Here is a 21,722-nt window from a genome sequence, read left to right as displayed (position 1 = left end):
TCTTTACAACAGGTGGGCCGCTATGGCTTGGACCCACCTGCGCGTAAGGATCAGGTTCCGCAGATTAGACGGCGAACATCAGCAGCAGCGAGACCAGGAATGCGAAGATCCCCAGGGCTTCTGCGAACGCGATACCGATGAAGAGGGTTGCGGTCTGCGAAGCAGCCGCCGAAGGGTTGCGCAGGGCGCCGGCCAGGAAGTTGCCTGCTACGTTGCCCACCCCGATTGCGGCTGCGCCGGAACCGATTGCTGCCAGGCCTGCGCCAATGTGTGCGAGATCGCCTTCCATGATGTATCTCCTTACGAATTGGAAGTTTCGATGTTGGGGTATCGGACCTTAGTGCGACGGATGCAGCGCATCTTTCAGATAAACACAGGTCAGAATGGTGAATACGTAGGCCTGAATGAAGGCCACGAGGACCTCAAGACCATACATAGCGGTGATCGCCAGAACCGACACGGGCGAGATCACGGCAATCGCGGCGAAGCCTGCGAAAACCTTGATAACCGCGTGGCCAGCCATGACGTTTCCGGCAAGACGAATGGAGTGGCTGACCGGACGCACGAAGTACGAGATCAGCTCGATGATCGCCAGGATCGGGCGCAGCGCCAGAGGCGCGCTGGAGACCCAGAACAGACCGAGGAATGCGGCGCCGTTTTTCACGAAACCCAGCACGGTCACGGTCAGGAACACGGCCAGCGCCAGCGGGATGGTCACGGCAAAATGCGACGTGGTGGTGAACGAGGTCGGGATCAGCCCCAGGAAGTTCGCGCAGACGATGAACATGAACAGGGTCATGACATAGGGGAAGTATTTCACGCCTTCCTTGCCGCAGATGTCTTCCAGCATCTTGTAGATGAAGCCATAGGCCAGCTCGGCCACCGACTGCATACGGGTCGGAACGATGGCGCGTTTCGAGGTGGGCAGTACCAGCAGAGCGATTATGGCCAGCACCGCAAAGAACAACCACAGGGTCACGTTGGTGACGGTGAACATGCCTACTGCACCATCGCCGAACAGCGGCTTGACGATGAACTGATCCATCGGGTGGAATACCAGGCTGCTGCCTTCTGCTGCGGTGGTCTCGGTTGCCACGTTCAGTCCCTCTCGTCCTTCTCGGCAGCCGTTGCCGCCGTTTGTTTCTCTTGAACCTCTTTCGCGCTGCGGAGCATAACCTTCACGCCCGCGACAAGGCCCAGCAATGTAAACAGCACCAGAAAGATCGGGATCGTCCCGAGCAGGCTGTCCAGCCCGTATCCGATGCCAAATCCGATCCCCAGACCGGATACCATTTCGATGACCATCCGCCAGGCAAGCTCACCCCCGGACACGTCAGCATCCGCACGAGGCTTTGGCGCTTTGGCCTTTTTCGCCGCTTCGATCTTGGCCTCAAGCTGCGCCATACGCTGCTTTTGGTCATCATCGGTCACGGGCGTTTCCCTCGTACAATCTTGGGCATGGTGCTAAGGCGCGAAGCGCGCAGAGTCAACGACCTTGAATGCCCTCATTGACGCAGCCTAGATCATTGAAAATGCTTTGGTTTTCAGAAGTCCCGGGGCGTGTCATTGGTTTCGAGGGCCACCATTGCGCCGCCAAAGCCCTGAATCCGCATATTCAACCAAATGGTTGACCAATCCCGGCGGCTATGGTTGAGCGGACGCATGTCCAACGATCTCGACACCGTCTTTGCAGCCCTCGCCGACCCCACCCGCCGCGCCATTCTGGCGATGCTGCTGGAGGATGACATGGCGGTGACGGATGTGGCCGAACCGTTCGAAATGTCGCTGGCCGCGATCTCCAAACACCTGGTCATACTGACCAAGGCCGGTCTGATCAGTCAGGAAAAACGCGGTCGGGTAAAATGGTGCAAGCTGGAACCCGACGCCTTGCGCGCCGCTTCGGTCTGGATGCAGGGGTTCGGACAATTCGAGCCCGTCAATCTGGACGCGTTCGAACGGTTTCTGGAAGCTGAACTGCCAACGTCGGGCGAGGCCTAGCGCACCACAAAAACAGACATGCTGGCGTGTTTCGCCAGATAACCGGCGTGGCTGGAAAAAATATAGTCGGTGATCCGGGGCGCGTGGGTGCCGACAATGACCAGATCTGCGCCGATCTCCTCGGCCGCGCGGGTCAGATCGCTGTCCACCTCAGCGGCAACGTCGACCGAGTGGATTTTGCGCATCGAAACGTCAGATCCACTTTCTGCGGCCAACTGTTCGGTGAACTCCGCCAATTCCTTGTCGATCTCGGCCTCGGTTTCCGAGGATTCACCCATATGGGCCCCGGTGACGCTGACCAGAGTGATTTTGGCGCTCTGCCACTTTGCAACCTGCCCGGCAACATCGGCTGCTTTGCGAACTTCGGGCGGCAGATGCCGGTCAACCGGCAACATGATGTGTTTGAACATGATCTCCTCCATTTGCCTGCCAAAGAGGTTATGGAAAGGCCCACAGGGGTGCCTTGATCTGGCTCAACAAATTCCACCTCTGGAATGCATATTGGATCTGCCGGATTTTCCAGCGAAGACATGGCTTATTCCATGGCGCGGCGCACTGGCACCGAGGGCGGAACTTCCTCTTTCAACAACATCAGCAGGGCGATGATTGTCAGCGCCACACCACCCAGGATCAAACCGGTTGGCACGCCTTTGCCCAGCGCAATCTCCCACAAAATGACCCAGCTGGGAACCAGGTAGGTATAGGCCATGACCTTGGCCGACGGCAGCCGCAAGGAAGAAAACTGCACCAGCACGAAGCTGGCTGCCGTTGCAAAGAACGAAATGTAGAACAGGCCGATCCAGACAATAGCAGGAAGCCCGGCCCAATCGGTTGCCATCAGCTCGGACCAGCCGAACACGACCAACAACAGACACCCGGCGACCAGCGTACCGAAGGTGAATACCACGGCGGGCTCTCCTCGGTTCAGCTTGCGTATCATGGGCGTATAGATCGCATGGGCGACGCAGCCCCAGAAATAGATGATTTCGCCGCCCCCGATTTCAAAGGCGCGGAACATCTGCCAATCGGCCCGGAAAATCACCCAAAGCGCCCCCACAGCGCCAATGGTCAGGGCCAGCGCCATGCGCGGAGTCGTGATTTGGCGCAACAAGACCCACCCCGCCATGGCAGAGACAACTGGTGTCAGGGTGAACACCGCTGCCGCACTGACAGGTGGGGCGGTTTGCAACCCATAGAACATCAGGACGAAATAGGTGGCGAACAAAGCCCCGAGCACCAGATAGCGCCAAGGGGCCTGCGCGGCGCTGCGCGGCAGGCCGGTTGTCGCCAGTGCGGCCAAACCAATCACGGCAGCCGCAATCGCAAAGCGAACCGCATTCAGGGCGGCTGGCGCGATTTCGTTGGCGATCATGGACCCCAACGAAAAGCTGCCTGCCACAAGGGCTGAAAAGGCAAGCATGGCCAGATGGCCACGCATCTGCGGGCTCATGGCTGCCAGCCTTTGGCTTCTTCTTTCAGAAAGCTCAGAAAGGCCTGTACCTTGGTGGTGCGGTGCAAGTCCACGTGGGTCACCAGCCACAGATTGCCGAACCATTCCGGCAGCGGATCAATCACCTCGACCAGATTGTCGTGGCGGGCAGCCTCCCAACGGGCCATGAAGCCGATGCCGGCACCGGCCAGAACCGCCTCGCGCATGCAGAAGTTGTTGGTACAGCGGAAGGTGATGCGGTCGGCGGGTACCGTCGCGCGCAGCCAGCGTGTGAACGGCGCGCGGCTGGTTTCGTCATCGGAACTGACGAAGTGATGGCGTGCAAAATCTTCGATTCCGGATGGCTTGCCGAACCGTTCGATGTACGAGGCGCTGGCATAAAGACCAACTTCCTCTTGTCGGAAAGGCTGGACGACATTGTCGGGTTGATCGGGGGCCGATCCGGCGCGGATCGCCACATGCGCCTCACCGTATTCCAGCCGGAACAGCCGATCGCCCGTCAGGTATCGCACGATCAGGTCCGGATGCATCTTTTGAAACGCGGTGAGCGTCGGCACCACCAACGGGGCAAGAGACCCCAGGGAAGTCACGACCAATTCACCCGAGACATCGTCTCCGCGTCCCTTCATCCGGCCCACAAGCTGGTTGAACTGATCTTCGGTCGCCTGGGCCACGCGCAACAGATCGTCGCCTGCTTCGGTCGGCGTATACCCGCGGGCATGGCGCTGGAACAGTTTGACACCCAATCGCGCCTCGATCGCATCTATGTGGCGGATCACGGTGGCGTGGTGAACGCCCAGAACCTCTGCCGCGCCGCTGACCGTCCCCATGCGTGCCACCTGATAGGCGGTTCTCACTTCATCCCAATTATCCATGGCAATGTCGTCACTGTGCAATTTCCAACAATAACTGTTGATGTATCCGAGTTTTGTTCACCAACGCAACAATCATATTGGGCGAAGGACAAGATTCCCCTGACCAAAAGGAGCAAAACAATGACCAAAACGATCCTTCACATCGACTCATCCGCCCGCCGCGTGAACTCGACCACGCGCGATCTGTCTGACCGTGTGGTCAAGCAACTGGGTGCAGACCGCATCATCCGCCGCGATCTGGCCACCCCCCTGCCCCTGCTGACAGAAGACTGGATCGCCGCCAATTTCACCCCCGCCGAGCAGCGCGACGATCTACAGCGCGACCGGCTGGCCCTGTCGGACGAACTGGTTTCCGAACTGCAAGAGGCCGACACCATCGTCATCGGCCTGCCGATCTACAACTTTTCAGTGCCTGCCGCATTCAAGGCCTGGGTCGACCTCGTGGCGCGCGCGGGCCTGACCTTTTCCTACACGGAAAACGGACCCAAAGGTCTGCTGGAAGGGAAACGTGCCATTCTGGCCATCGCATCAGGCGGTGTTCCTGTCGGATCCGAAGCTGATTTCGCCACCAATTACGCGCGCCACGTTCTGGGTTTCATCGGCATTCATGACGTCGACGTCATCGCCGCGGATCAGATGGCCGTGAACCCGGATGCGGCGCTGGAAAATGCCCACAAGGCGGTTGCGGAGCTTGCTGCCTGATCGCCTCTGGCCAACGAGCGTGGAAACGTCCAGTCTGCATGCGAGCAAACAGGCAGACTGGATGGGCCACATGAAGAAAATCGGCATTCTGGGCGGTGTGGGCTGGGCCTCGACCGTCGATTATTACCGGGCGATTGCCGAAGGGGCCGGGCGTTATCACGCGGAACGCGGCCATGGTTCGCCTTTGCCGATCCCACCGATGACCATCGAATCCGTTACGCAGGCCAGAACGCGCGCCCTGCGCGGTGTCGCCGGTGATGAGGCAAGCTGGGCGGATTTTGACGCGGTGTTCCGCGACGCCCTGCTGACTCTCGAACGCGCCGGGTGCGATTTTGGCATTATCGCGTCCAACACCCCCCATGCGCGGCTTCACGCGATACGGCAGGGTGTCTCGATGCCGATCCTCAGCATCTTTGACGCAACCGCCGAGGCGACGGCAGGTACCGGCGCATCACGGGCTCTGGTCCTGGGAACCACCGTGACAATGCAGGCCACCAACTATGCGAACCGATTGGCCGCCGAAGGCATTGCCGCGAATGAACGGTTGCCTGAACCCGAGATTTCCCAGATGCAGGCCATGATCGACAGTGATTTCTACGGTGGTGCGTCTGACATCGCCCGCGCCAGACTGCTGGCGTTTTGCGACAAGCACGCCAGCCCCGGAACCGCGATCCTGCTGGCCTGTACCGAGCTTCCACTGGCTTTTCCTAACCACCTGGACGATCCGGTGTTCGAAGCTGACGGGCATCTGTTCGTCAACCCGTCAGCCGCGCATGTCGCCGCCGCATTGAAAGAGGCGCTGACGTAATCAGGGCAACCACGTGACCGCGCAGCCGATGCGATCGAAAAAGGCCATCATGTCGGCCCGCGTCAGGGCCACGGTGCGGTCGTTGACAAGGGGGTGCATGTAAATCACCTCAGCCTGCTGCGCCGCCGCATCCATGAAGAACCTGACATCATTCTGAACACCGTTGATCATCGCCAGCGGACTGACGGCGCCGGGACGTATGCCGAGATTCTGAAACAGCCGGTCCGCCGAGCCGAAGGACAGGTTGCCTATGCCCAACTCGGCCCCCAAAGCCTTGAGATCAATCTCGCGACTTTGTTCCAAGGTCACTAGATAGTTGCGCTTTTTCTTGTCGCGCAGATACAGGTTCTTGACCCGCAGCGCGTTCTCTCCGGGTGTCATGAACTGGTCTTCGACCGCCTTTGCATCCTCGACCGTACGCAATGGCACATGGGTATGCAGGCGATAGGTCAGCCCCCAATCTTCCATCTGCGCAAGCAATGCGTCCGAACTCAGCGGCAAAGTGTCCTGATGGGTGGATGAAGCGTCCATGAAGCCCTCGCTTTTTGGGGATTGCTCATCGCGCAACAAAGCTTGGAATTCAAGCGCGAGACATACAATTGCGTGGGTGATACCCGCCCGAATGAAAATCGCGCGCATCACAGGCGCAGTCAGCGTCTGGCTTGCCGAACCTGGCCTTGACCCCGCCAACCACACTGCCCGAGATCAAGGACGGTGCTGCGCTGGCCCTGCGCGTTTCAGCCTGATTTCACGAAAGACCGTGATGAAACAAACTGGAACAGGGTGTTGAAACGGTGCTAGCGTACCGCCATGAAAGTGACCCGAGACACCCCGAACCAACTGATCATCGCCAATATGCCCTGGTTCATCGGTATCACGCTGGTCATTTTCATTCTGGCCTTTGTCGGCCCCGGTATCTTTCTGATGAGCACGGGCGGCGAAGGCATCTGGTTCGGCCTGATCTTTGCCCTTGGCGGAGGCGGTCTTGGGTTTGGTGCGTTTTGCGCTTTCGTAAGACGGGTTCAGACCATTCTGGATCGGCACAAAGACAGTATCCTGATCCGCCGCCAATCGGTTTTCGGGTATGAAGCGGTTGAACACAAACTGTCCAACCTGTCCCACGCAGAAATCGAAAGCACGACATCCCGTGGCAAAAACGGCACCTCGACGCTGTATCGCCCGGTCCTTGTTCTTGAGAAAGGCATGAGCGCGGGTCGCCATCCAATTGTCGAAGCGTTTTCCGGCGGCTCCGGCTCTCACCGGTTGGCCGAGGCGGTGAATGACTGGCTTCCATCTAAGCCCGGCCAAGACCGTCGCGCAGTCGGGACGAATTAAGAGGCCAGGCCGCGTTCCAGCCACAAGCGTTCTTCGGCTGAGACCAGCCGGGAAATGCAGGCGTCATATTGCGCCATGTCCTGCTCGGTCAGTTTGCCTTCCCACTTGTTGCTTGTGCCCGAAAAGAAGAACTGCGCAAAGTCGTGAAACCCGCTGGTGAATCCGGGGGTTTGCTCCAGACGTATGGCATTGTTTTTCATCGATCCGAAACTGCCGGCCTCGGCTATGTGCTTGACCAGATCCGAGTTAATTTCGATGTCCATGATCCGTGCAAGCCGCGCGACCTGTCCCGGAAGATCTCGGCTGAGCTCGGCATAGTGCAGAAAATGAATGTTGGGCAGGTCGCGATACATACAAAAGGAATGGAAGTGATGAATGATCGATCTGAGGGTCAGGTCATCTGTGCCCTTGGATGACGCGGGCCGGTTCAAAAACATGTCGAAAGCTTCCGACAGATCGTCGGGGAACAGGTAATCAAGCCAGTTATGCTTCATATTCTCGACATGGCGGCGCATTGAAAAATGAACGTCAACCGGATGGCGGTGAACAACCAGATATTGCGCATTTGGCGAGAATGCGATGCCATCAAGCGGGGTATGTGTCTTGATACAGCGCCGATGTCTTTGCGCGCTCAGTTCATCCGCCTGCGCGACCCGATCGCGAAAACCGCAATCAAGCCACGGTGAGACCCTGTTGTCGTACACGCTGGGGGCGGCCGTTTCGGTGATGAGCATGCGCACCAGTGTTTGCGTCCAAGTGGTGCCGCATTTGGGCGGTGTGCACACAAAGACGTCGCTGGGCCGGATCTCGAATCCGGACCATATATCGGTGTTGGTCACTTCGCCGACATAGTCGGTCGTCTTTCGCGGCAGACCATTCTTCATCGCCCCCTCCCTCAGCTTCAATCACGCAGAATAGCCCGCAATGTGACACTCACATAGCTTATCTTGACTCACACGGCCCAGAGGCGTAGATGACGCCCCAACATCCGGAAGCGTTTCGATCTTCCGGTCCCTTGAGTCGTTCAGGGATCGCCCCCCACCAGCGAGTTTCGCCCGTGGGGGCGTTTGTGCATTGACCCGTCTGCCCTTATCTAAGGGGCGCCAAATCAGAACCGGCTAAGGAGGCCGCAGGCATGTTTGAAAATCTATCCGAACGCCTCTCTGGCGTCTTCGACCGGTTGACCAAACAGGGCGCCCTGTCCGAAGAAGACGTCAAAACCGCCCTGCGTGAGGTCCGCGTTGCCCTGCTTGAGGCCGACGTCTCGCTGCCGGTTGCAAGGGAATTCGTCAAGAAAGTTCAAAGCCAGGCCACCGGTCAGGCAGTCACCAAGTCGATCACCCCCGGCCAGCAGGTCGTCAAGATCGTGCATGACGCTTTGGTTGACACCCTGCGTGGCGAGGAAGACCCCGGTGCGCTGAAGATCGACAACCCGCCCGCGCCGATCCTGATGGTCGGCTTGCAGGGTTCGGGTAAGACGACGACCACCGGCAAGCTGGCGAAACGTCTGAAAGAGAAAGAGGGCAAGAAGGTCCTGATGGCCTCGCTGGACGTCTACCGTCCGGCGGCGATGGATCAGCTTGCGGTTCTGGGCACTCAGATCGGGGTGGACACCCTGCCGATCGTTCCCGGCCAGAAACCTGTCGATATTGCCAAGCGCGCCAAGCAGCAGGCGACGCTGGGCGGTTACGACGTCTACATGCTCGACACTGCGGGCCGTCTGCACATCGACGAAGTACTGATGGACGAGGTCGAGCAGGTGCGCAACGTGGTTGACCCGCGCGAGACGCTGCTGGTCGTCGACGGGCTGACCGGGCAGGTTGCCGTTGAGGTCGCTGAAGAGTTCGACGCCAAGGTCGGTATCTCGGGCGTGGTCCTGACACGGATGGACGGCGACGGGCGCGGCGGTGCTGCCCTGTCGATGCGCGCCGTGACCGGCAAGCCGATCCGCTTTGTCGGTCTGGGCGAGAAGATGGACGCGCTCGAAACATTCGAGCCGGACCGGATCGCCGGTCGAATTCTGGGCATGGGTGACATCGTTGCCCTGGTCGAAAAGGCCCAGGAAACGATGGAGATGGAACAGACCGAGCGCATGATGAAGCGCATGGTCAAGGGTCAGTTCAACATGAACGACCTGAAGATGCAGCTGGAACAGATGATCCAGATGGGCGGCATGCAGGGCATGATGGGCATGATGCCGGGCATGGGCAAGATGGCCAAGCAGATGGATCAGGCCGGTCTGGACGACAGGATCCTGCGCCAGCAGATCGCCATGATCCAGTCGATGACCAAGCGCGAACGCGCCAACCCGCAGATCCTTCAGGCCAGCCGCAAGAAACGCATCGCGGCGGGGTCCGGGATGGAGGTCAGCGACCTCAACAAGCTGCTCAAGATGCACCGGCAGATGTCGGACATGATGAAGAAGATGGGCAAGATGGGCAAAGGCAAGATGCTAAAACAGGCCATGAAAGGCATGTTCGGCAAAGGCGGCCCCAGCCCCGAGGAGATGGCCGCAGGCATGGATCCCAAGGCGCTGGAACAGGCGGCCAAGGCCATGGGCGGCAAGATGCCCGGTCTGGGCGGCGGCATGGGTCTGCCACCAGGCCTGAGCGGGTTCGGAAAGAAAAAGTGACCCCCGCACGCTGTACCCAGCCCCCGTCCGGAAAGGCGGCGATGGCAGCAGTGCAATATCGCGCAGCCCTGCCGGTCATTCAGACCCGGCGGCTGGTCCTGCGCGTGCCCACTCTGGACGACCTGCCGGTGTGGACGTCGATCTGCAAGGACAGCTTTGGTGACACAGCGCAAGCCGCGTGGACCGAGTTTTCCTATTATACCGCGGGCTGGCTTCTGCATGGTCACGGGCTGTTCACGGTCACGCTCAAGAGTGATGATCGGGCAATTGGCTTCGTCGTTCTGGGCTTGGAATGGGATGATCGCGAACCGGAACTTGGCTATATGTTCGGCGCTGAACACCGGATGCAGGGCTATGCCACCGAAGCTTGCACCGCCGTGCGTGATTTCGGATTTGACCTGCTGGGATCGGGGCAGTTCGTAAGCTATGTTTCGCAATCCAACACCCGTTCGAACGCGCTTGCCCAACGACTGGGCGCAGCGCGTGATGCCGATGCAGAAAGCGCCTTTGGGCCAACCCAGCATGTCTGGCGCTACCGCGAGGTGCAGGCATGACATTCGCGATGCCGATCCCGACGCTGGAAACCGAACGCCTGATCCTGCGCGCACCGTCCGAGGCCGATATCGATGCGGACACCGCCTTCTTTGCAAGCGATGCGGCCAAGTTCGTCGGCGGCCCTCTGCGCAGGGACGAGGTTTGGCGGGTGGTCGCCTCGCTGCTGGGGCACTGGGCCTTGCGCGGCTATGGGTATTGGAGCGTCGATGAAAAAGACACCGGCACCTATGTCGGGCGGATCGGGCTTTGGTTTCCCGAAGGCTGGCCGGAACCCGAGGTTGGCTGGACCCTGTTGAACCACGCCACCGGCAAGGGCTATGCGACCGAGGCCGCGCTGACTGCACGCGCCTACGCCTATGATGTATTGGGCTGGGAAACCGCGATCTCACTGATCGACCTGGACAATCTCGCCAGCAAGGCCGTGGCCAAGCGTCTGGGCGCGCAGTTCGAGTATCACTATGACCACCCCAAGTTCGGAAAATCCGAAATCTGGCGGCACCCGGCGCCCTCGGATCTGGTGAATGGCGGAATGGAGGCATATGCATGACCTCTTTCACCATTCCCACAATTGAAACCGAACGCCTGATCCTGCGCGCGCCGCATCTGGATGACCTGCCCGCGATGACCGCATTCTTCGCGACCCAGCGCAGCCATATGGTTGGTGGTCCCAAGGACGCGCTTGGAAGCTGGAGCTCTCTTTCGAACAGATTGGGTCATTGGGCGCTGCGCGGTTATGGTCTGTGGCATCTGACTGAAAAGGCCAGCGGCGCATTCGTGGGATGGGCAGGCATGATCTACGTACCCGGCTGGGCGGAGCCCGAGCTGGGCTGGACGCTGATGGCAGAGGCCGAAGGCAAAGGTCTGGGCTTTGAGGCCGCAGCGGCTGCGCGTGATCATGCCGCCCGGCATCAGGGCCTGAACGGCGTGATCTCGTACATCGCCCATGCAAATGATCGTTCGCGCGCTTTGGCTGAACGGCTTGGTGCAACGCTGGAGCTTGAGAATGCCGAACTTCTGGGCAAGCACGCTCAGATCTGGCGCCATCCGCAGATTGACTTGACCACCGAAAGGACCGGCCAATGACCAACCCCGTGACACAGGCTGCCACGCTGTTGAAAGAGCATCGCGAAAGCATCGACAGGCTGGACGCGATCCTTGTCTATACACTTGGCGAGCGGTTCAAGCACACGCAGGCCGTTGGCAAGCTCAAGGCCGAACACGACCTTCCCCCGTCCGATCCTTCGCGCGAAGCTGCGCAGATCGCACGGTTAGAAGACCTGGCGAATGAGGCCGACCTGGATCCCGATTTCGCCAAGGCTTTCCTGAATTTCATCATTCAGGAAGTCATCCGACACCACAAGAAACACCAGAATTGACTGGGAAATCCCAGTAACGCCATTCAAAGGAGATACCACCATGGCAATGAAAATTCGTCTCGCCCGCGGCGGCTCGAAAAAACGTCCTTTCTATCGCATCGTTGCGGCCGACAGCCGTATGCCGCGCGATGGCCGTTTCATCGAGAAACTGGGCACCTACAACCCGCTGCTGCCGAAAGACAGCGAAGAGCGCGTGAAAATGAACATGGAGCGCATCCAGTACTGGCTGGATCAGGGCGCACAGCCCACCGACCGTATCGCACGTATGCTGGAAGCGGCCGGTGCCCGTGACAAGGCCGAGCGCAACAACCCCAACAAGGGAACTCCGGGCAAGAAAGCCCAGGAGCGCGCCGAAGAGAAAGCCGCCAAGGCTGCTGAAGCAGCCGAAGCAGCTGCTGCTCCGGCAGAAGAAGCCGCAGCAGAAGAATAAGCAGGCGCACGCGTGCGGGATCACCCCTTTACAGACGATTTTCGCACGCAGTTCGACCTGTTGTTGCGGCTCCGGCGGGATGTGCGCCGGTTCCGCACCGATGCGATTGACGAGGCAGTGCTGGCGCGCTGCCTCGACGCATTTCGACTGGCCCCTTCGGTGGGGCTCAGCGAACCCTGGCGCGTGATCCGCGTCGAATGCGAAGCGGCAAGGGCCGCAGCGCTGAAGAATTTTCGCACCGCCAACGACCACGCTTTGGCGGGCTACTCGGGGGACAAGGCGCAGCTATACAGCAGGCTGAAGCTTGCCGGGATGCAGGAAGCGCCCGTGCAACTGGCCGTCTTTTGCGACGACAGCACCGAAAAAGGGCTGGGGCTGGGCGCCGGCACGATGCCCGAGATGCGGCGCTACTCTGTCGTGTCAGCGATCACTTTGTTCTGGCTTGCACTTCGGGTCGAAGGGCTGGGGCTGGGCTGGGTTTCCATTCTGGATCCCGACCAGATGAAGCGCGATCTGAATGTTCCTGAAACCTGGCGCCTGATCGGCTATTTCTGTGTCGGCCGGCCGGAACAGATGTCGGATACACCTGAACTGGAACAGGTCGGCTGGGAAACCCGGGCGCAGGGCCTGACGATCGAAACACGGTAAGGCCTCATGTTCGGATTGATACGACTTCCCATTCTGCTGTTGATCGCCTTTATTGTGGGCGTGTTCTTCGAACGCAACAACCAGCGCGAAGCCTGCAACGGGCTTGGCGAATGGAGAAACGGGATATGTTTGACGACTGGGGCAGCCAATGAGTGATCTGATCTGCGTCGGCAGCATCGCGGGGGCTTACGGTGTGCGAGGCGAGGTGAGGCTGAAAAGCTTTTGCGCCGTTCCCGAAGATATCGAGACCTATTCGCCGCTGACCGATGAAGCGGGCAAAGAGCGTTATCCGGTGGTATTGACGCGCACCATCAAGAACGGATTCGCGGCCCGCCTTGGTGGCGTTGAAACCAAGGAACAGGCGGATGCCCTGAATGGGTTGCGCCTTTATGCAAGGCGCGATCAACTGCCGTCGCTGCCCGATGATGAATTCTACCACAACGATCTGATCGGGCTGGATGTCTATGACACCGGAGGCACCCTGCTGGGCAAGGTCAAATCGGTGCAGAACCACGGGGCCGCGGACTTGTTGGAATTGCACGGGCCGGGCCTGAAAACCACGGTTTTGCTGCCTTTCACGATGCAAGTTGTACCCACGGTGGATCTGGAACAAGGCCGTATCGTGGCCGACCCGCCCGAAGGCCTGATCTGATGCGTCGGGTCCTGCTGCATCTGGGCCTGCACAAGACAGGCATGACCGCAGCACAGTCCTTCCTTTATGAAAACCGGAAACTGATCTGGCCACGCTTCGCGTTGGTTCTGCCCTACAAGACGCGCAACAGCGGCTTGAGCGAGAGCGCCACGCGTCACTCGCTTTACCGGCTGGATTCCACATTGGCGGGTTTTGGAAGCCACCTGCACGCGTTTCTGGACGATCTGGATTTCGGCGCACGCCGGGGGTTGATCCTGAGCGAAGAGAATTTCGCAGGCTTGCGCCCCAGCAGAAACAAGCGCGAAGGCTACGGTGCCGCACCGGAGCTGGCGGAAACTCTGGTCAGCGTCGTGCGGCGTCGGTTCCTGGGTCATGAAACCGACATCACGATCTACATATCCTTGCGCGCCCGCGATCAATGGCTGCGGAGCCTGTGGGCACACGACTTGCAGAAATCACGCACGGTGCAGGACTTGGACGCCTTTTCCTCCGACCTTGCCCATTTGCCATCGCTTCAGGAAACCGCTGATGCCGTCCGGAATCGGTTGCCATCCGTCAAGGTCAGAACGGAGTGGATGGAGGCGTTGCAGAACCACCGCCTTGGTGCAGGTGCGCCCTTGGCCGAATTTTTGAACCTGCCACCCGAGCTTTCGTCACAGCTTGTCGGGCCTGCACATGGCACGCCAACATTTTCAGACGATGTGCTACAGGAAATCCTGGCGCTGAACCGATCCTCGCTGGACGACGCCGCCATGATCACCCAGAAGAAAGCACTGATTCAATCCGCACAGAACGAACTGGCCCGCCAGACATGACAGAGAAACCCAGCAGATCCCACGGCCGCAAGGCGATCCGTCCTTCCCTGAAACCACGCGAGCTGATGACGCCGAGCCCTGATCTGCACGGGGTCTGGAAAGCCAAGATCATCACTTTGTTCCCGTCCGCTTTCCCCGGTGTTCTGGGCGAAAGCCTGACAGGCAAAGCCTTGCAGGAAGGGCTTTGGCAACTGGAAACAGTGGATCTGCGACAGTTCGGTATAGGCAAACACCGCAACGTTGATGACACCCCGGCCGGGGGTGGCGCCGGCATGGTTCTGCGGGCCGATGTTCTGGGTGACGCGATCGAGCATGCGATGGCAGGCGTTCAAGGGAACTGGCCGCTGATCTACCTCAGCCCGCGCGGGCGCCGCATGGATCAGCGCATGATGCAGAATCTTGCCCGGTGTGACGGCATGACCCTTCTGTGCGGTCGTTTTGAAGGCGTGGACGAGCGCGTTTTGGAACATTATGGCGTGCAAGAGGTGTCGTTGGGTGATTTCGTCATGACCGGCGGCGAAATCGCGGCCCAAGCCCTGATCGATGCCACGGTACGGCTGATTCCCGGAGTGCTTGGAAATCAGGCTTCGACCGAAGAAGAAAGTTTTGCCTCGGGTTTGCTGGAGCACCCCCAGTATACCCGCCCCGCAGATTGGAAAGGGCGCCCGATCCCCGAGGTACTGATGTCGGGCCACCATGGCCGGATCGCGGAATGGCGGCAAAAAATGGCACAAGACATCACGCGCGAACGGCGTCCTGATATCTGGGCAGAATACGTCAAAGCCAGATCAGAATCCTAGGACTAGACCCGCTCGTTGTGGCCGGGATGCCTCAGTTTCGTTGTTTGTCAGAATGCCATTTGAAGTTGAACGCACCTGAACTTATTCACTTCCATGCCCCATTAGTTTTTGGGTAATAAGAAGTGAAATAGAAGGCATTATGAAAAAGCTATTGCTTGGCACGTTACTGGTTGCCTCCGCCTGTACCACCAAACCGCTTGGGATGTCGGTTCCGACGCAAGCCGGTCACAATCTGCACTCTGCGAAGGTTGCCGTTGATTCCTGCTCTCAGGAAGCTGACGAGGGCGGCAACAGCGCCGTAATCGGCGGTTATGCAACCAATATCCTGCTTTGGGGCATCATCATCGGGCCTGCGGTCACCGCGCCATTTCAGGACGAGCTGCGTCAACAGGGCGAAATCGATCAGGTTGATCGCTGCCTGCGCGCACGCGGTTTCGAGCGGCGCGAACTGACCGCGGGTGAATCGTTCTGGGTGCGCAACGCCTTTGGTGATGAACGCGAACGGCGGCTGGACCACCTGGTCGGGGGCGGCACTATCGAAACCTACGGAACAGCCAAAAACTAGCGGCGCGCTTTCCAGCTGGCCCAAGTTTCTGGGGTGCCGTTGAACGTGTTGATATCCACCCTGCCTTGAACCCCCGGCACCAGCCCGGTGCCGGTGTATTGCCAAAACCGCCAGACCGTTCTGGGATAGACCTGACGCGGATGGCCTGCGACGGATCGCAACCAGAACTCGGTTTTGGGCAAACGCCCGATATCCGTATCCGCAAAGAAATCCACCGTCGTATAGACGATGGGACGCCGGCCATAATGCCGTTCGAGAATGTCCAGAAAGCGCTGCGCTTCGGCGCGGACGGTTCTGCCATCGGGCCGCAACGTGCAGGTCTTGGAATGCGGCGTCCACTCCATGTCAAGCACATGCGGCAGATCTGCCCCTTTCGGGACGTTCTGAATGAACCAACGCGCCTGTTCCCGGGCCGATCGGCAGAAATAATAGTAATGATAAGCCCCCCACGGCACGCCCGCCGCCTGAGCACCGCGCCTGTGGTCGTCGAATAATGGATCCGCCACATCGCCGCCTTCGGTTGCTTTCAGAAACGCAAAGCTTACGCCCGAAGCTTTGGCTGTGCGCCAGTCTATCGGTCCCTGCCAGCGCGAGACGTCAAGCCCGTGGATCGGATACAAGCCGGGGTGACGGCCCTCCCAGTCATGCGGATCGGCGTCCCCAAAATCAGGATAGATTACGGACGGCGCTGTCCTGTCCACACCCGGCGTGGGTTCCACGACCTGCGGTTTCGGGCCGCCGCGCCCGCACGACATAAGCAAAGCGGCTGCAATCGTCAGCATAAGTGCAATTCGCATCATGGGGTCCTGTCTGAAATTTCTGCTCTTTCAATTTCCTTCAGAATGCCTGATCTGACCGCTGTGGCAACGGTGGGATTTTCGAAAGGCGGATTCCTACTGCTTCGCCATACGATTTGTTCTTGATCCCGGCACTCAATACCCTTAAACGACCGCAATCCGGTGCCGCATTCTGCGACTCCGGTGTTTTGGTTTGATTATCGGCTTCAAGCCCGGCTTTCTTCGGCGGGGATGTGTCAGATCAAACCAGACCAAAGGAACATTCGATCTGACCTCTGGCGGGCTGCATGCAGGACCCGGTGAAGACCAAGAGCTCTCAGGCCGTGCCCAAACTTCGTGGGCCAACCACGAGCATATAGGAGTACCTGCGATGGATCTTATCGCACAGCTTGAGGCGGAACAGATTGCCGCCCTGGGGAAAGACATCCCCGACTTCAAGGCCGGTGACACCATTCGTGTCGGCTATAAGGTGACCGAAGGGTCGCGCACCCGTGTGCAGAACTACGAAGGCGTCTGCATCGCGCGCAACAACGGCAATGGCATTGCCGGTTCGTTCACCGTTCGCAAGATTTCGTTCGGCGAAGGCGTGGAGCGTGTGTTCCCGCTGTATTCGACCAACATCGACAGCATCACCGTTGTCCGCCGTGGCCGCGTTCGTCGCGCCAAACTGTACTATCTGCGCACCCGCCGCGGTAAGTCCGCGCGTATCGCAGAGGTCACGAACTACAAGCCCAAGGCTGGCGCCGAAGCGTAAGGAACGGAAAGATGAAAAAAGACATCCATCCCGATTATCACGTCATCGACGTCAAAATGACCGATGGCACAGTGGTTCAGATGAAATCCACCTGGGGCGCCGAAGGCGACCAGCTGGCTCTGGAAATCGACCCCTCCGTGCACCCTGCATGGACTGGTGGTTCGTCGCGCCTGATGGACGCCGGCGGCCGCGTGTCGAAGTTCAAAAAGAAATACGAAGGTCTGGGCTTCTAAGTCTGACTTGTTTCGATTTCGAAAGGCCGTCCCTTGCGGGCGGCCTTTTTTCTGGAAGCTTCCATGTGTCTTATGGACGCGAAACCGGACAAGATGCGTTTTTGCAAAGACCCAGTGATGTTACACTCCGTGTGAACAACCCTCAGCTTCCACGGAGACCCGGACATGCCCCAGTACAACGACATGATCGAGCTTTCAGTCGATGATATGGATCTGATTGAAACGGCGTTGCGCGACTCGATCGCTTCGTTGTCACATGCTGCTTCGGATGAACCAGAGGACAGCAGGACCGACCGGGAAGACACGTTGCGGCGTATTCACGAACTTCTGGGCAAGCTACACGATCAGAAGGTCTTTTTTCGCCCTCAGAAAGGGGTCTACCTCGGCGGTTAGGAGCTTGGTTGTCGCGGATTGCGGGTCAATTCCGCCGCACTGTGTACAGGGGGAACCGGCCCGCGCAACAACAACAGCGCCAGCGTCATTCCGGCCAGCGCCGCAATCGCGGCAACCAACATGGCATTGTCAAAAGCGTTGTCCTGCACATCCCGCAGGGCCTTCGCCAATGCATCTCCCGCGGTCGGATCCATCCTCGAGATCAATTGCTGTATCTGGTTCGGCGTTCCATGTGCCAGCGCATGGGCCAGATCCTCGCGCTGGGTTGACCCGGCAGGCAACGCGTCGATCACCTCGGACAGACCTCGGCGTCTGGTGATCGCTTCAGCCAAACCGCCCACCACGGCACCAAGGGTTGCTCCGAAATAGAGACAGGCGTTGATGACCCCCGAACCCTGCCCCACATGCTGCTCGGGCAGCAGGCGCAGGCCCAGACGTGGCAACAGCGAAAAGCAGATGCCCAATCCGACACCGACGATCAGCAGCTTCCACCAGATTTCGGAAAACTGCGTTGTGTTCGTTGTTGTCATCAGCAGCAGGAACCCGCAGGCCATCGCCCCCAGGCCAATGGCGATCGGCCATTGAAAGCTGTAGGGGGCAAGAAAGCGGGGTGCAGTGACCGAGATCACAAACATGCTGAGGCTGAGCGGCATGATCGCCAGACCCGCATCGATGGACGAATACCCAAAGGCATCGGGTGATTGGACGAATGTATTGAAATAGACGAAGAAGCAGAACAGCGTGAAGCCAGTAAAGAACATCCCCGCCGCGGCCATCAGATAACGCGGATGGCGAAAGTACCGAAGCTCGATCAAAGGGTCGTCGCTGCGGCGGGATACGATGACAAGGGCAATTGTCGACACGGCCGCCACGACCAGCGGCACCAGTGTCAAAGGCGAAGTCCACCCGCCGCTTTCCCCGTTGCTGAGCGCAAAGGACAATGGCCCGAGGAAAAACAGAATGGCAACGGCCCCCGCATAATCGAACTTTGCCCCGGCAAGACGGGTATCGGGAACGTATTTCCGTTTGCTGACATGCAGCCCGATGGCAAAGGCCACAGCCAACAGAACCAGGTCGGCTGCAAAGACGGCGCGCCAGCTGACATAATGGCCGAAAGCGCCACCGACGATGGGCCCGACACCGATCGCCAGACCGACAATCGCCCCCCAGATGCCGGTAACGCTGGCGCGCTGCTCTTCGGGCGTGGCCGCCGTCAACAATGACAGGGACGTGCCGAACAAAGCAGCCGCGCCCGCGCCTTGCGCGCCGCGCCCGATAAGCAGCATCGCCCCGTCCTGCGCCAACAGCGCAAAGGAAGACCCGATTGCAAAGACGATCATGCCAATGAAGAAAACACCCATCTTGCCGGTGATGTCCCCCAACCGGCTAACGATACAGACAAGCGTCGCGCTGGTCACGGAATACGCGGCCATCACCCATTGCACTCCTGAAGGGGTCAAATCGAACTCGGCCTTGAGGTTGGGCAAGATGGTGGTCACAGCAGTGGTGTTGAACCCCACGACCATCATGCAGATGGCCGTCATGGCCAGCACCACGCGGGCGCGGGACTGCGGAGATACATTCGCCGAGCTCTCGTCGCCCATAAAACACCCACTGACCAAGACTGTTGAATACAATCAACATCAGTTTAACGATTTCTGGCCTTGCGCATAGGGGTGCGTCAGATCCAGTAAGACAGCGCAACGGGCAGCACCAGGACGGTGCTGAGCGTCGAGACAAGAATGAACCCGGCCACATCTGGCCCGTATTCCGGAACATGCTGGTCGATAAACAGATAAGTCGCCACGGATGAAGGCATCAGGCAACACAGAATCAGCGCACCCCGCTCGGTTCCCGTGAAACCAAACAACCAGATCAGAACACTGGCAATTGCAACGGCCATCGCCAGATGCAGGGCCGTCAGCAGAACCGCACGACCCAGGCTTTTCACACGCAGCGTCGCGAGCGTATGCCCCAGTGTCAGCAGCATGAGCGGAATCGACAATCCACCCAAGATGTCAAAGGACTTCGCGACCGGTTGCGGCAGGCTCTGCCCCGTTGCCATCAGGATCAGAGCGAGGCCCACGGCGTAGATAATCGGGGACGTCGCCAGTTTCCTGGGCGAGAATTCTCCGGCCGGGATCCACATGCCGACGGTAAAGATGCTGATCAGCACCACCACCACGAACGCCATGGTATAGGCCATACCTGCATCGCCCAGCGCCAGCAAAGTGATTGGCAGGCCGATGTTGCCGACATTCCCGTGCATCAACGGCGTCAGAAATGCCCTCACCGGCAAGCGAAGAACCTTGAGCCCGACATATCCCAAAACCCCGAAACCGGCCACCGCAAGGGCAGCGGCGGTCATCATGTCAAGAAACGTGCCCACGGCCAGTTTGGTGTTCGACAGATGAGAAATGATCAATGTCGGATAGCCGACTTTTGAGACGATCCCGCCAATGACCCTGTTGTCGAAAGGCGCCTGAATCACGGCCAGAGCATAGCCAATTCCAGCGCAGATCAGAACTGGCAGAACCACGTTCAGTACGTTCAGGAACAGGTGCTCCAAACAGAATTCTCCTTGCTGAAACCGTTTTTCGACAGTGAATCAGCGCCATTGCAATGGCAAGCACCCTGTGTAACCCGTGCACGGCGTTGGGTTTTCCCGAATAGAGTCTGATATTGCCCGAAAGCGCCGCTTGAGGTTCTTTCCTTCGCCGCCGACACAACATATAGTGGCTGACAACAACGTGTAGTGAAGCACGGCGGGACTTGGGAATACAAGCATGGCACATATCATTGTGGTCGGGAACGAAAAGGGTGGCGCAGGCAAATCGACCGTGTCGATGCATGTGGCGACCGCGCTGGCCCGATTGGGACACAAGGTCAGCACGTTGGATCTGGACCTGCGTCAGCGCAGTCTGGGACGATACTTCGAGAACCGCAACAACTTCCTCAAAAGCTCGGACCTGACTCTGCCCAGCCCGCGCCATCACGACCTGCCCGAGATCGATGCCGCAACGTTGAAACCGGGCGAGAACATCTATGACCATCGCCTGTCTGCTGCCGTATCCCAGCTGGAAAGCGACAGCGACTTTATTCTGATCGACTGCCCGGGGTCTCACACCCGTCTGAGTCAGGTGGCGCATTCGCTGGCCGACACGCTGATCACCCCGTTGAACGACAGTTTCATTGACTTTGACCTTTTGGCGCGGATCGACTCGAAGGGCGAAAAAATCCTTGGCCCGTCCGTCTATTCCGAAATGGTCTGGAACGCCCGTCAACTGCGGGCACAGGCGGGGCTGAAGCCGATCGACTGGGTCGTTGTCCGCAACCGGGTCGGTACGCAGCGGATGGTCAACAAGGAAAAGATGCAGCGCGCGATCGAGATGCTGTCGCAGCGTATCGGCTTTCGCGTCGCTTCGGGCTTTTCCGAACGCGTCATCTTCCGCGAGCTGTTCCCCCGTGGCCTGACCCTGTTGGACCTCAAGGATATCGGGGTCAAACAGCTGAACATCTCGAACATCGCAGCCCGGCAGGAACTGCGTGACATGATGAAAGAGCTGAATCTGCCGGGTGTGGAGATTGACTTCTGATCAGCTGTCCCGGCGGCCGCTATGCGGACTTTTTTAGGCAGTATGAATGTTCTTTGGTTCTGGACTTGCATTCAGAAACAGCTGCAAAGACTTCCCGCATGGAAGCTTGAGAGCAAAGAAAGAAGACCCTGCAACGTTTCGGATCGTTTTGGCCGTGCCGCCGGTTTCAAGCACCGAGACCACCTGTAGTCGGATGTCCCGGTCAATTCAGCCATTGGACATATAGCCGACCATCCTCCCGCTTGAAGAGACAACGGCGAGCGAACCTACTTCGCGCGCCGTTCAGCCCTTGATACTGATCGATGTGA

The 21,722-nt window shown here is 59.0% G+C and carries 30 protein-coding genes; 19 read left to right on the top strand and 11 right to left on the bottom strand.

Going from position 1 to position 21,722, the window contains the following annotated elements; all coding sequences use genetic code 11:
• Window positions 1-64: 64 nt before the first annotated feature.
• From GS620_RS19875 to GS620_RS19865, 3 genes are read right to left on the bottom strand one after another with little or no spacing between them, the layout of a single operon-like run.
• The gene (locus tag GS620_RS19875) at window positions 65-289 is read right to left on the bottom strand and encodes a F0F1 ATP synthase subunit C (protein ID WP_005981269.1); all 225 of its coding nucleotides are present in this window, start codon (window positions 287-289) and stop codon (window positions 65-67) included.
• Window positions 290-337: 48 nt separating this feature from the next.
• A complete protein-coding gene (locus GS620_RS19870; RefSeq protein WP_152457047.1) occupies window positions 338-1,096 on the bottom strand; it encodes a F0F1 ATP synthase subunit A in 759 nt (252 codons plus the stop codon).
• A gap of 2 nt (window positions 1,097-1,098) precedes the next feature.
• Window positions 1,099-1,431, bottom strand: a complete 333-nt coding sequence (locus GS620_RS19865) for an AtpZ/AtpI family protein (RefSeq protein WP_152457046.1) — start codon at window positions 1,429-1,431, stop codon at window positions 1,099-1,101.
• A 231-nt stretch (window positions 1,432-1,662) separates the two neighbouring features.
• On the opposite strand from GS620_RS19865, the gene GS620_RS19860 reads away from it, so the two are divergent.
• The gene (locus tag GS620_RS19860; RefSeq protein ID WP_171120302.1) at window positions 1,663-1,998 is read left to right on the top strand and encodes a metalloregulator ArsR/SmtB family transcription factor; all 336 of its coding nucleotides are present in this window, start codon (window positions 1,663-1,665) and stop codon (window positions 1,996-1,998) included.
• On the opposite strand, the gene GS620_RS19855 is transcribed toward GS620_RS19860, so the two are convergent.
• The 3 genes from GS620_RS19855 to GS620_RS19845 form a co-directional block, all read right to left on the bottom strand.
• Window positions 1,995-2,408, bottom strand: a complete 414-nt coding sequence (locus tag GS620_RS19855) for a universal stress protein (protein ID WP_171617510.1) — start codon at window positions 2,406-2,408, stop codon at window positions 1,995-1,997. The genes GS620_RS19860 and GS620_RS19855 overlap by 4 nt on opposite strands.
• Before the next feature lie 125 nt (window positions 2,409-2,533).
• A complete protein-coding gene (locus GS620_RS19850; protein WP_171617509.1) occupies window positions 2,534-3,448 on the bottom strand; it encodes a DMT family transporter in 915 nt (304 codons plus the stop codon).
• Window positions 3,445-4,323 (bottom strand): LysR family transcriptional regulator, encoded by an 879-nt coding sequence (locus tag GS620_RS19845; protein ID WP_152457042.1) that lies wholly within the window; start codon window positions 4,321-4,323, stop codon window positions 3,445-3,447. Before GS620_RS19845 ends, GS620_RS19850 begins: the two co-directional genes overlap by 4 nt.
• A gap of 120 nt (window positions 4,324-4,443) precedes the next feature.
• Between GS620_RS19845 and GS620_RS19840 the strand changes: the two genes are divergently transcribed.
• The gene (locus GS620_RS19840) at window positions 4,444-5,025 is read left to right on the top strand and encodes an FMN-dependent NADH-azoreductase (protein WP_171617508.1); all 582 of its coding nucleotides are present in this window, start codon (window positions 4,444-4,446) and stop codon (window positions 5,023-5,025) included.
• A gap of 70 nt (window positions 5,026-5,095) precedes the next feature.
• The gene (locus GS620_RS19835; RefSeq protein ID WP_171617507.1) at window positions 5,096-5,833 is read left to right on the top strand and encodes an aspartate/glutamate racemase family protein; all 738 of its coding nucleotides are present in this window, start codon (window positions 5,096-5,098) and stop codon (window positions 5,831-5,833) included.
• On the opposite strand, the gene GS620_RS19830 is transcribed toward GS620_RS19835, so the two are convergent.
• A complete protein-coding gene (locus GS620_RS19830) occupies window positions 5,834-6,364 on the bottom strand; it encodes a prolyl-tRNA synthetase associated domain-containing protein (protein ID WP_171617506.1) in 531 nt (176 codons plus the stop codon).
• Window positions 6,365-6,643: 279 nt separating this feature from the next.
• Between GS620_RS19830 and GS620_RS19825 the strand changes: the two genes are divergently transcribed.
• On the top strand, window positions 6,644-7,168 hold the full coding sequence (locus GS620_RS19825; RefSeq protein WP_171617505.1) for a hypothetical protein: 525 nt from the start codon (window positions 6,644-6,646) through the stop codon (window positions 7,166-7,168).
• Here the strand turns inward: GS620_RS19825 and GS620_RS19820 are convergent.
• Window positions 7,165-8,052: a sulfotransferase domain-containing protein gene (locus GS620_RS19820; RefSeq protein ID WP_171617504.1), complete on the bottom strand. Its 888-nt coding sequence runs from the start codon at window positions 8,050-8,052 to the stop codon at window positions 7,165-7,167. The two genes, GS620_RS19825 and GS620_RS19820, sit on opposite strands and share 4 nt — an antisense overlap.
• 251 nt (window positions 8,053-8,303) lie before the next feature.
• On the opposite strand from GS620_RS19820, the gene ffh reads away from it, so the two are divergent.
• The 11 genes from ffh to GS620_RS19765 all read left to right on the top strand — a co-directional run bounded on the left by ffh (window position 8,304) and on the right by GS620_RS19765 (window position 15,641).
• Window positions 8,304-9,800, top strand: coding sequence for a signal recognition particle protein (ffh, locus tag GS620_RS19815; protein ID WP_171617503.1), 1,497 nt, complete (start codon window positions 8,304-8,306; stop codon window positions 9,798-9,800).
• 41 nt (window positions 9,801-9,841) lie between these two features.
• On the top strand, window positions 9,842-10,354 hold the full coding sequence (locus GS620_RS19810; protein ID WP_171617502.1) for a GNAT family N-acetyltransferase: 513 nt from the start codon (window positions 9,842-9,844) through the stop codon (window positions 10,352-10,354).
• Window positions 10,351-10,902, top strand: coding sequence for a GNAT family N-acetyltransferase (locus tag GS620_RS19805; protein WP_171617501.1), 552 nt, complete (start codon window positions 10,351-10,353; stop codon window positions 10,900-10,902). The genes GS620_RS19810 and GS620_RS19805 overlap by 4 nt, the downstream gene beginning before the upstream one ends.
• Window positions 10,899-11,438 carry a GNAT family N-acetyltransferase gene (locus tag GS620_RS19800; RefSeq protein WP_171617500.1) on the top strand — a complete coding sequence of 180 codons (540 nt, stop codon included), beginning with the start codon at window positions 10,899-10,901 and terminating at the stop codon, window positions 11,436-11,438. Before GS620_RS19805 ends, GS620_RS19800 begins: the two co-directional genes overlap by 4 nt.
• Window positions 11,435-11,731 carry a chorismate mutase gene (locus GS620_RS19795; protein WP_152457032.1) on the top strand — a complete coding sequence of 99 codons (297 nt, stop codon included), beginning with the start codon at window positions 11,435-11,437 and terminating at the stop codon, window positions 11,729-11,731. The genes GS620_RS19800 and GS620_RS19795 overlap by 4 nt, the downstream gene beginning before the upstream one ends.
• Before the next feature lie 40 nt (window positions 11,732-11,771).
• Window positions 11,772-12,161: a 30S ribosomal protein S16 gene (gene rpsP, locus GS620_RS19790; protein ID WP_010437590.1), complete on the top strand. Its 390-nt coding sequence runs from the start codon at window positions 11,772-11,774 to the stop codon at window positions 12,159-12,161.
• 12 nt (window positions 12,162-12,173) lie between these two features.
• Window positions 12,174-12,809, top strand: a complete 636-nt coding sequence (gene bluB / locus GS620_RS19785; protein WP_171617499.1) for a 5,6-dimethylbenzimidazole synthase — start codon at window positions 12,174-12,176, stop codon at window positions 12,807-12,809.
• Window positions 12,810-12,957: 148 nt separating this feature from the next.
• Window positions 12,958-13,461 carry a ribosome maturation factor RimM gene (rimM, locus tag GS620_RS19780; RefSeq protein WP_152457030.1) on the top strand — a complete coding sequence of 168 codons (504 nt, stop codon included), beginning with the start codon at window positions 12,958-12,960 and terminating at the stop codon, window positions 13,459-13,461.
• Window positions 13,461-14,276, top strand: coding sequence for a hypothetical protein (locus GS620_RS19775; protein ID WP_171617498.1), 816 nt, complete (start codon window positions 13,461-13,463; stop codon window positions 14,274-14,276). The genes rimM and GS620_RS19775 overlap by 1 nt, the downstream gene beginning before the upstream one ends.
• On the top strand, window positions 14,273-15,076 hold the full coding sequence (trmD, locus tag GS620_RS19770; RefSeq protein ID WP_171617497.1) for a tRNA (guanosine(37)-N1)-methyltransferase TrmD: 804 nt from the start codon (window positions 14,273-14,275) through the stop codon (window positions 15,074-15,076). The genes GS620_RS19775 and trmD overlap by 4 nt, the downstream gene beginning before the upstream one ends.
• A gap of 139 nt (window positions 15,077-15,215) precedes the next feature.
• Complete coding sequence (locus GS620_RS19765; protein ID WP_171229165.1) at window positions 15,216-15,641, top strand: hypothetical protein; 426 nt, start codon at window positions 15,216-15,218, stop codon at window positions 15,639-15,641.
• Here the strand turns inward: GS620_RS19765 and GS620_RS19760 are convergent.
• On the bottom strand, window positions 15,638-16,438 hold the full coding sequence (locus GS620_RS19760) for a GH25 family lysozyme (RefSeq protein WP_171120334.1): 801 nt from the start codon (window positions 16,436-16,438) through the stop codon (window positions 15,638-15,640). The genes GS620_RS19765 and GS620_RS19760 overlap by 4 nt on opposite strands.
• Window positions 16,439-16,808: 370 nt before the next feature.
• On the opposite strand from GS620_RS19760, the gene rplS reads away from it, so the two are divergent.
• From rplS to GS620_RS19745, 3 genes are all read left to right on the top strand, one after another.
• Window positions 16,809-17,192 carry a 50S ribosomal protein L19 gene (gene rplS, locus GS620_RS19755; RefSeq protein WP_152457026.1) on the top strand — a complete coding sequence of 128 codons (384 nt, stop codon included), beginning with the start codon at window positions 16,809-16,811 and terminating at the stop codon, window positions 17,190-17,192.
• 11 nt (window positions 17,193-17,203) lie between these two features.
• Complete coding sequence (gene rpmE / locus GS620_RS19750; RefSeq protein WP_050605278.1) at window positions 17,204-17,425, top strand: 50S ribosomal protein L31; 222 nt, start codon at window positions 17,204-17,206, stop codon at window positions 17,423-17,425.
• Window positions 17,426-17,590: 165 nt separating this feature from the next.
• Entirely contained in the window at window positions 17,591-17,818 is a 228-nt protein-coding gene (locus GS620_RS19745; protein WP_152457025.1) for a hypothetical protein, read from the top strand.
• On the opposite strand, the gene GS620_RS19740 is transcribed toward GS620_RS19745, so the two are convergent.
• Both GS620_RS19740 and GS620_RS19735 read right to left on the bottom strand, forming a co-directional pair.
• Complete coding sequence (locus GS620_RS19740; protein WP_171617496.1) at window positions 17,815-19,422, bottom strand: MFS transporter; 1,608 nt, start codon at window positions 19,420-19,422, stop codon at window positions 17,815-17,817. The genes GS620_RS19745 and GS620_RS19740 overlap by 4 nt on opposite strands.
• A 77-nt stretch (window positions 19,423-19,499) precedes the next feature.
• Window positions 19,500-20,387 carry an AEC family transporter gene (locus GS620_RS19735; RefSeq protein WP_171617495.1) on the bottom strand — a complete coding sequence of 296 codons (888 nt, stop codon included), beginning with the start codon at window positions 20,385-20,387 and terminating at the stop codon, window positions 19,500-19,502.
• A gap of 217 nt (window positions 20,388-20,604) precedes the next feature.
• Here GS620_RS19735 and GS620_RS19730 point away from each other — a divergent pair, with 217 nt between their 5' ends.
• Entirely contained in the window at window positions 20,605-21,414 is an 810-nt protein-coding gene (locus GS620_RS19730) for a division plane positioning ATPase MipZ (RefSeq protein WP_152457022.1), read from the top strand.
• The last annotated feature ends 308 nt before the right edge of the window (window positions 21,415-21,722 follow it).

Source organism: Ruegeria sp. HKCCD6428 (assembly GCF_013110595.1).
Taxonomy (GTDB): Bacteria; Pseudomonadota; Alphaproteobacteria; order Rhodobacterales; family Rhodobacteraceae; genus Ruegeria.
Note: the sequence above shows the minus strand (reverse complement) of the source record. Positions and strands in the feature narration are given on the sequence as shown.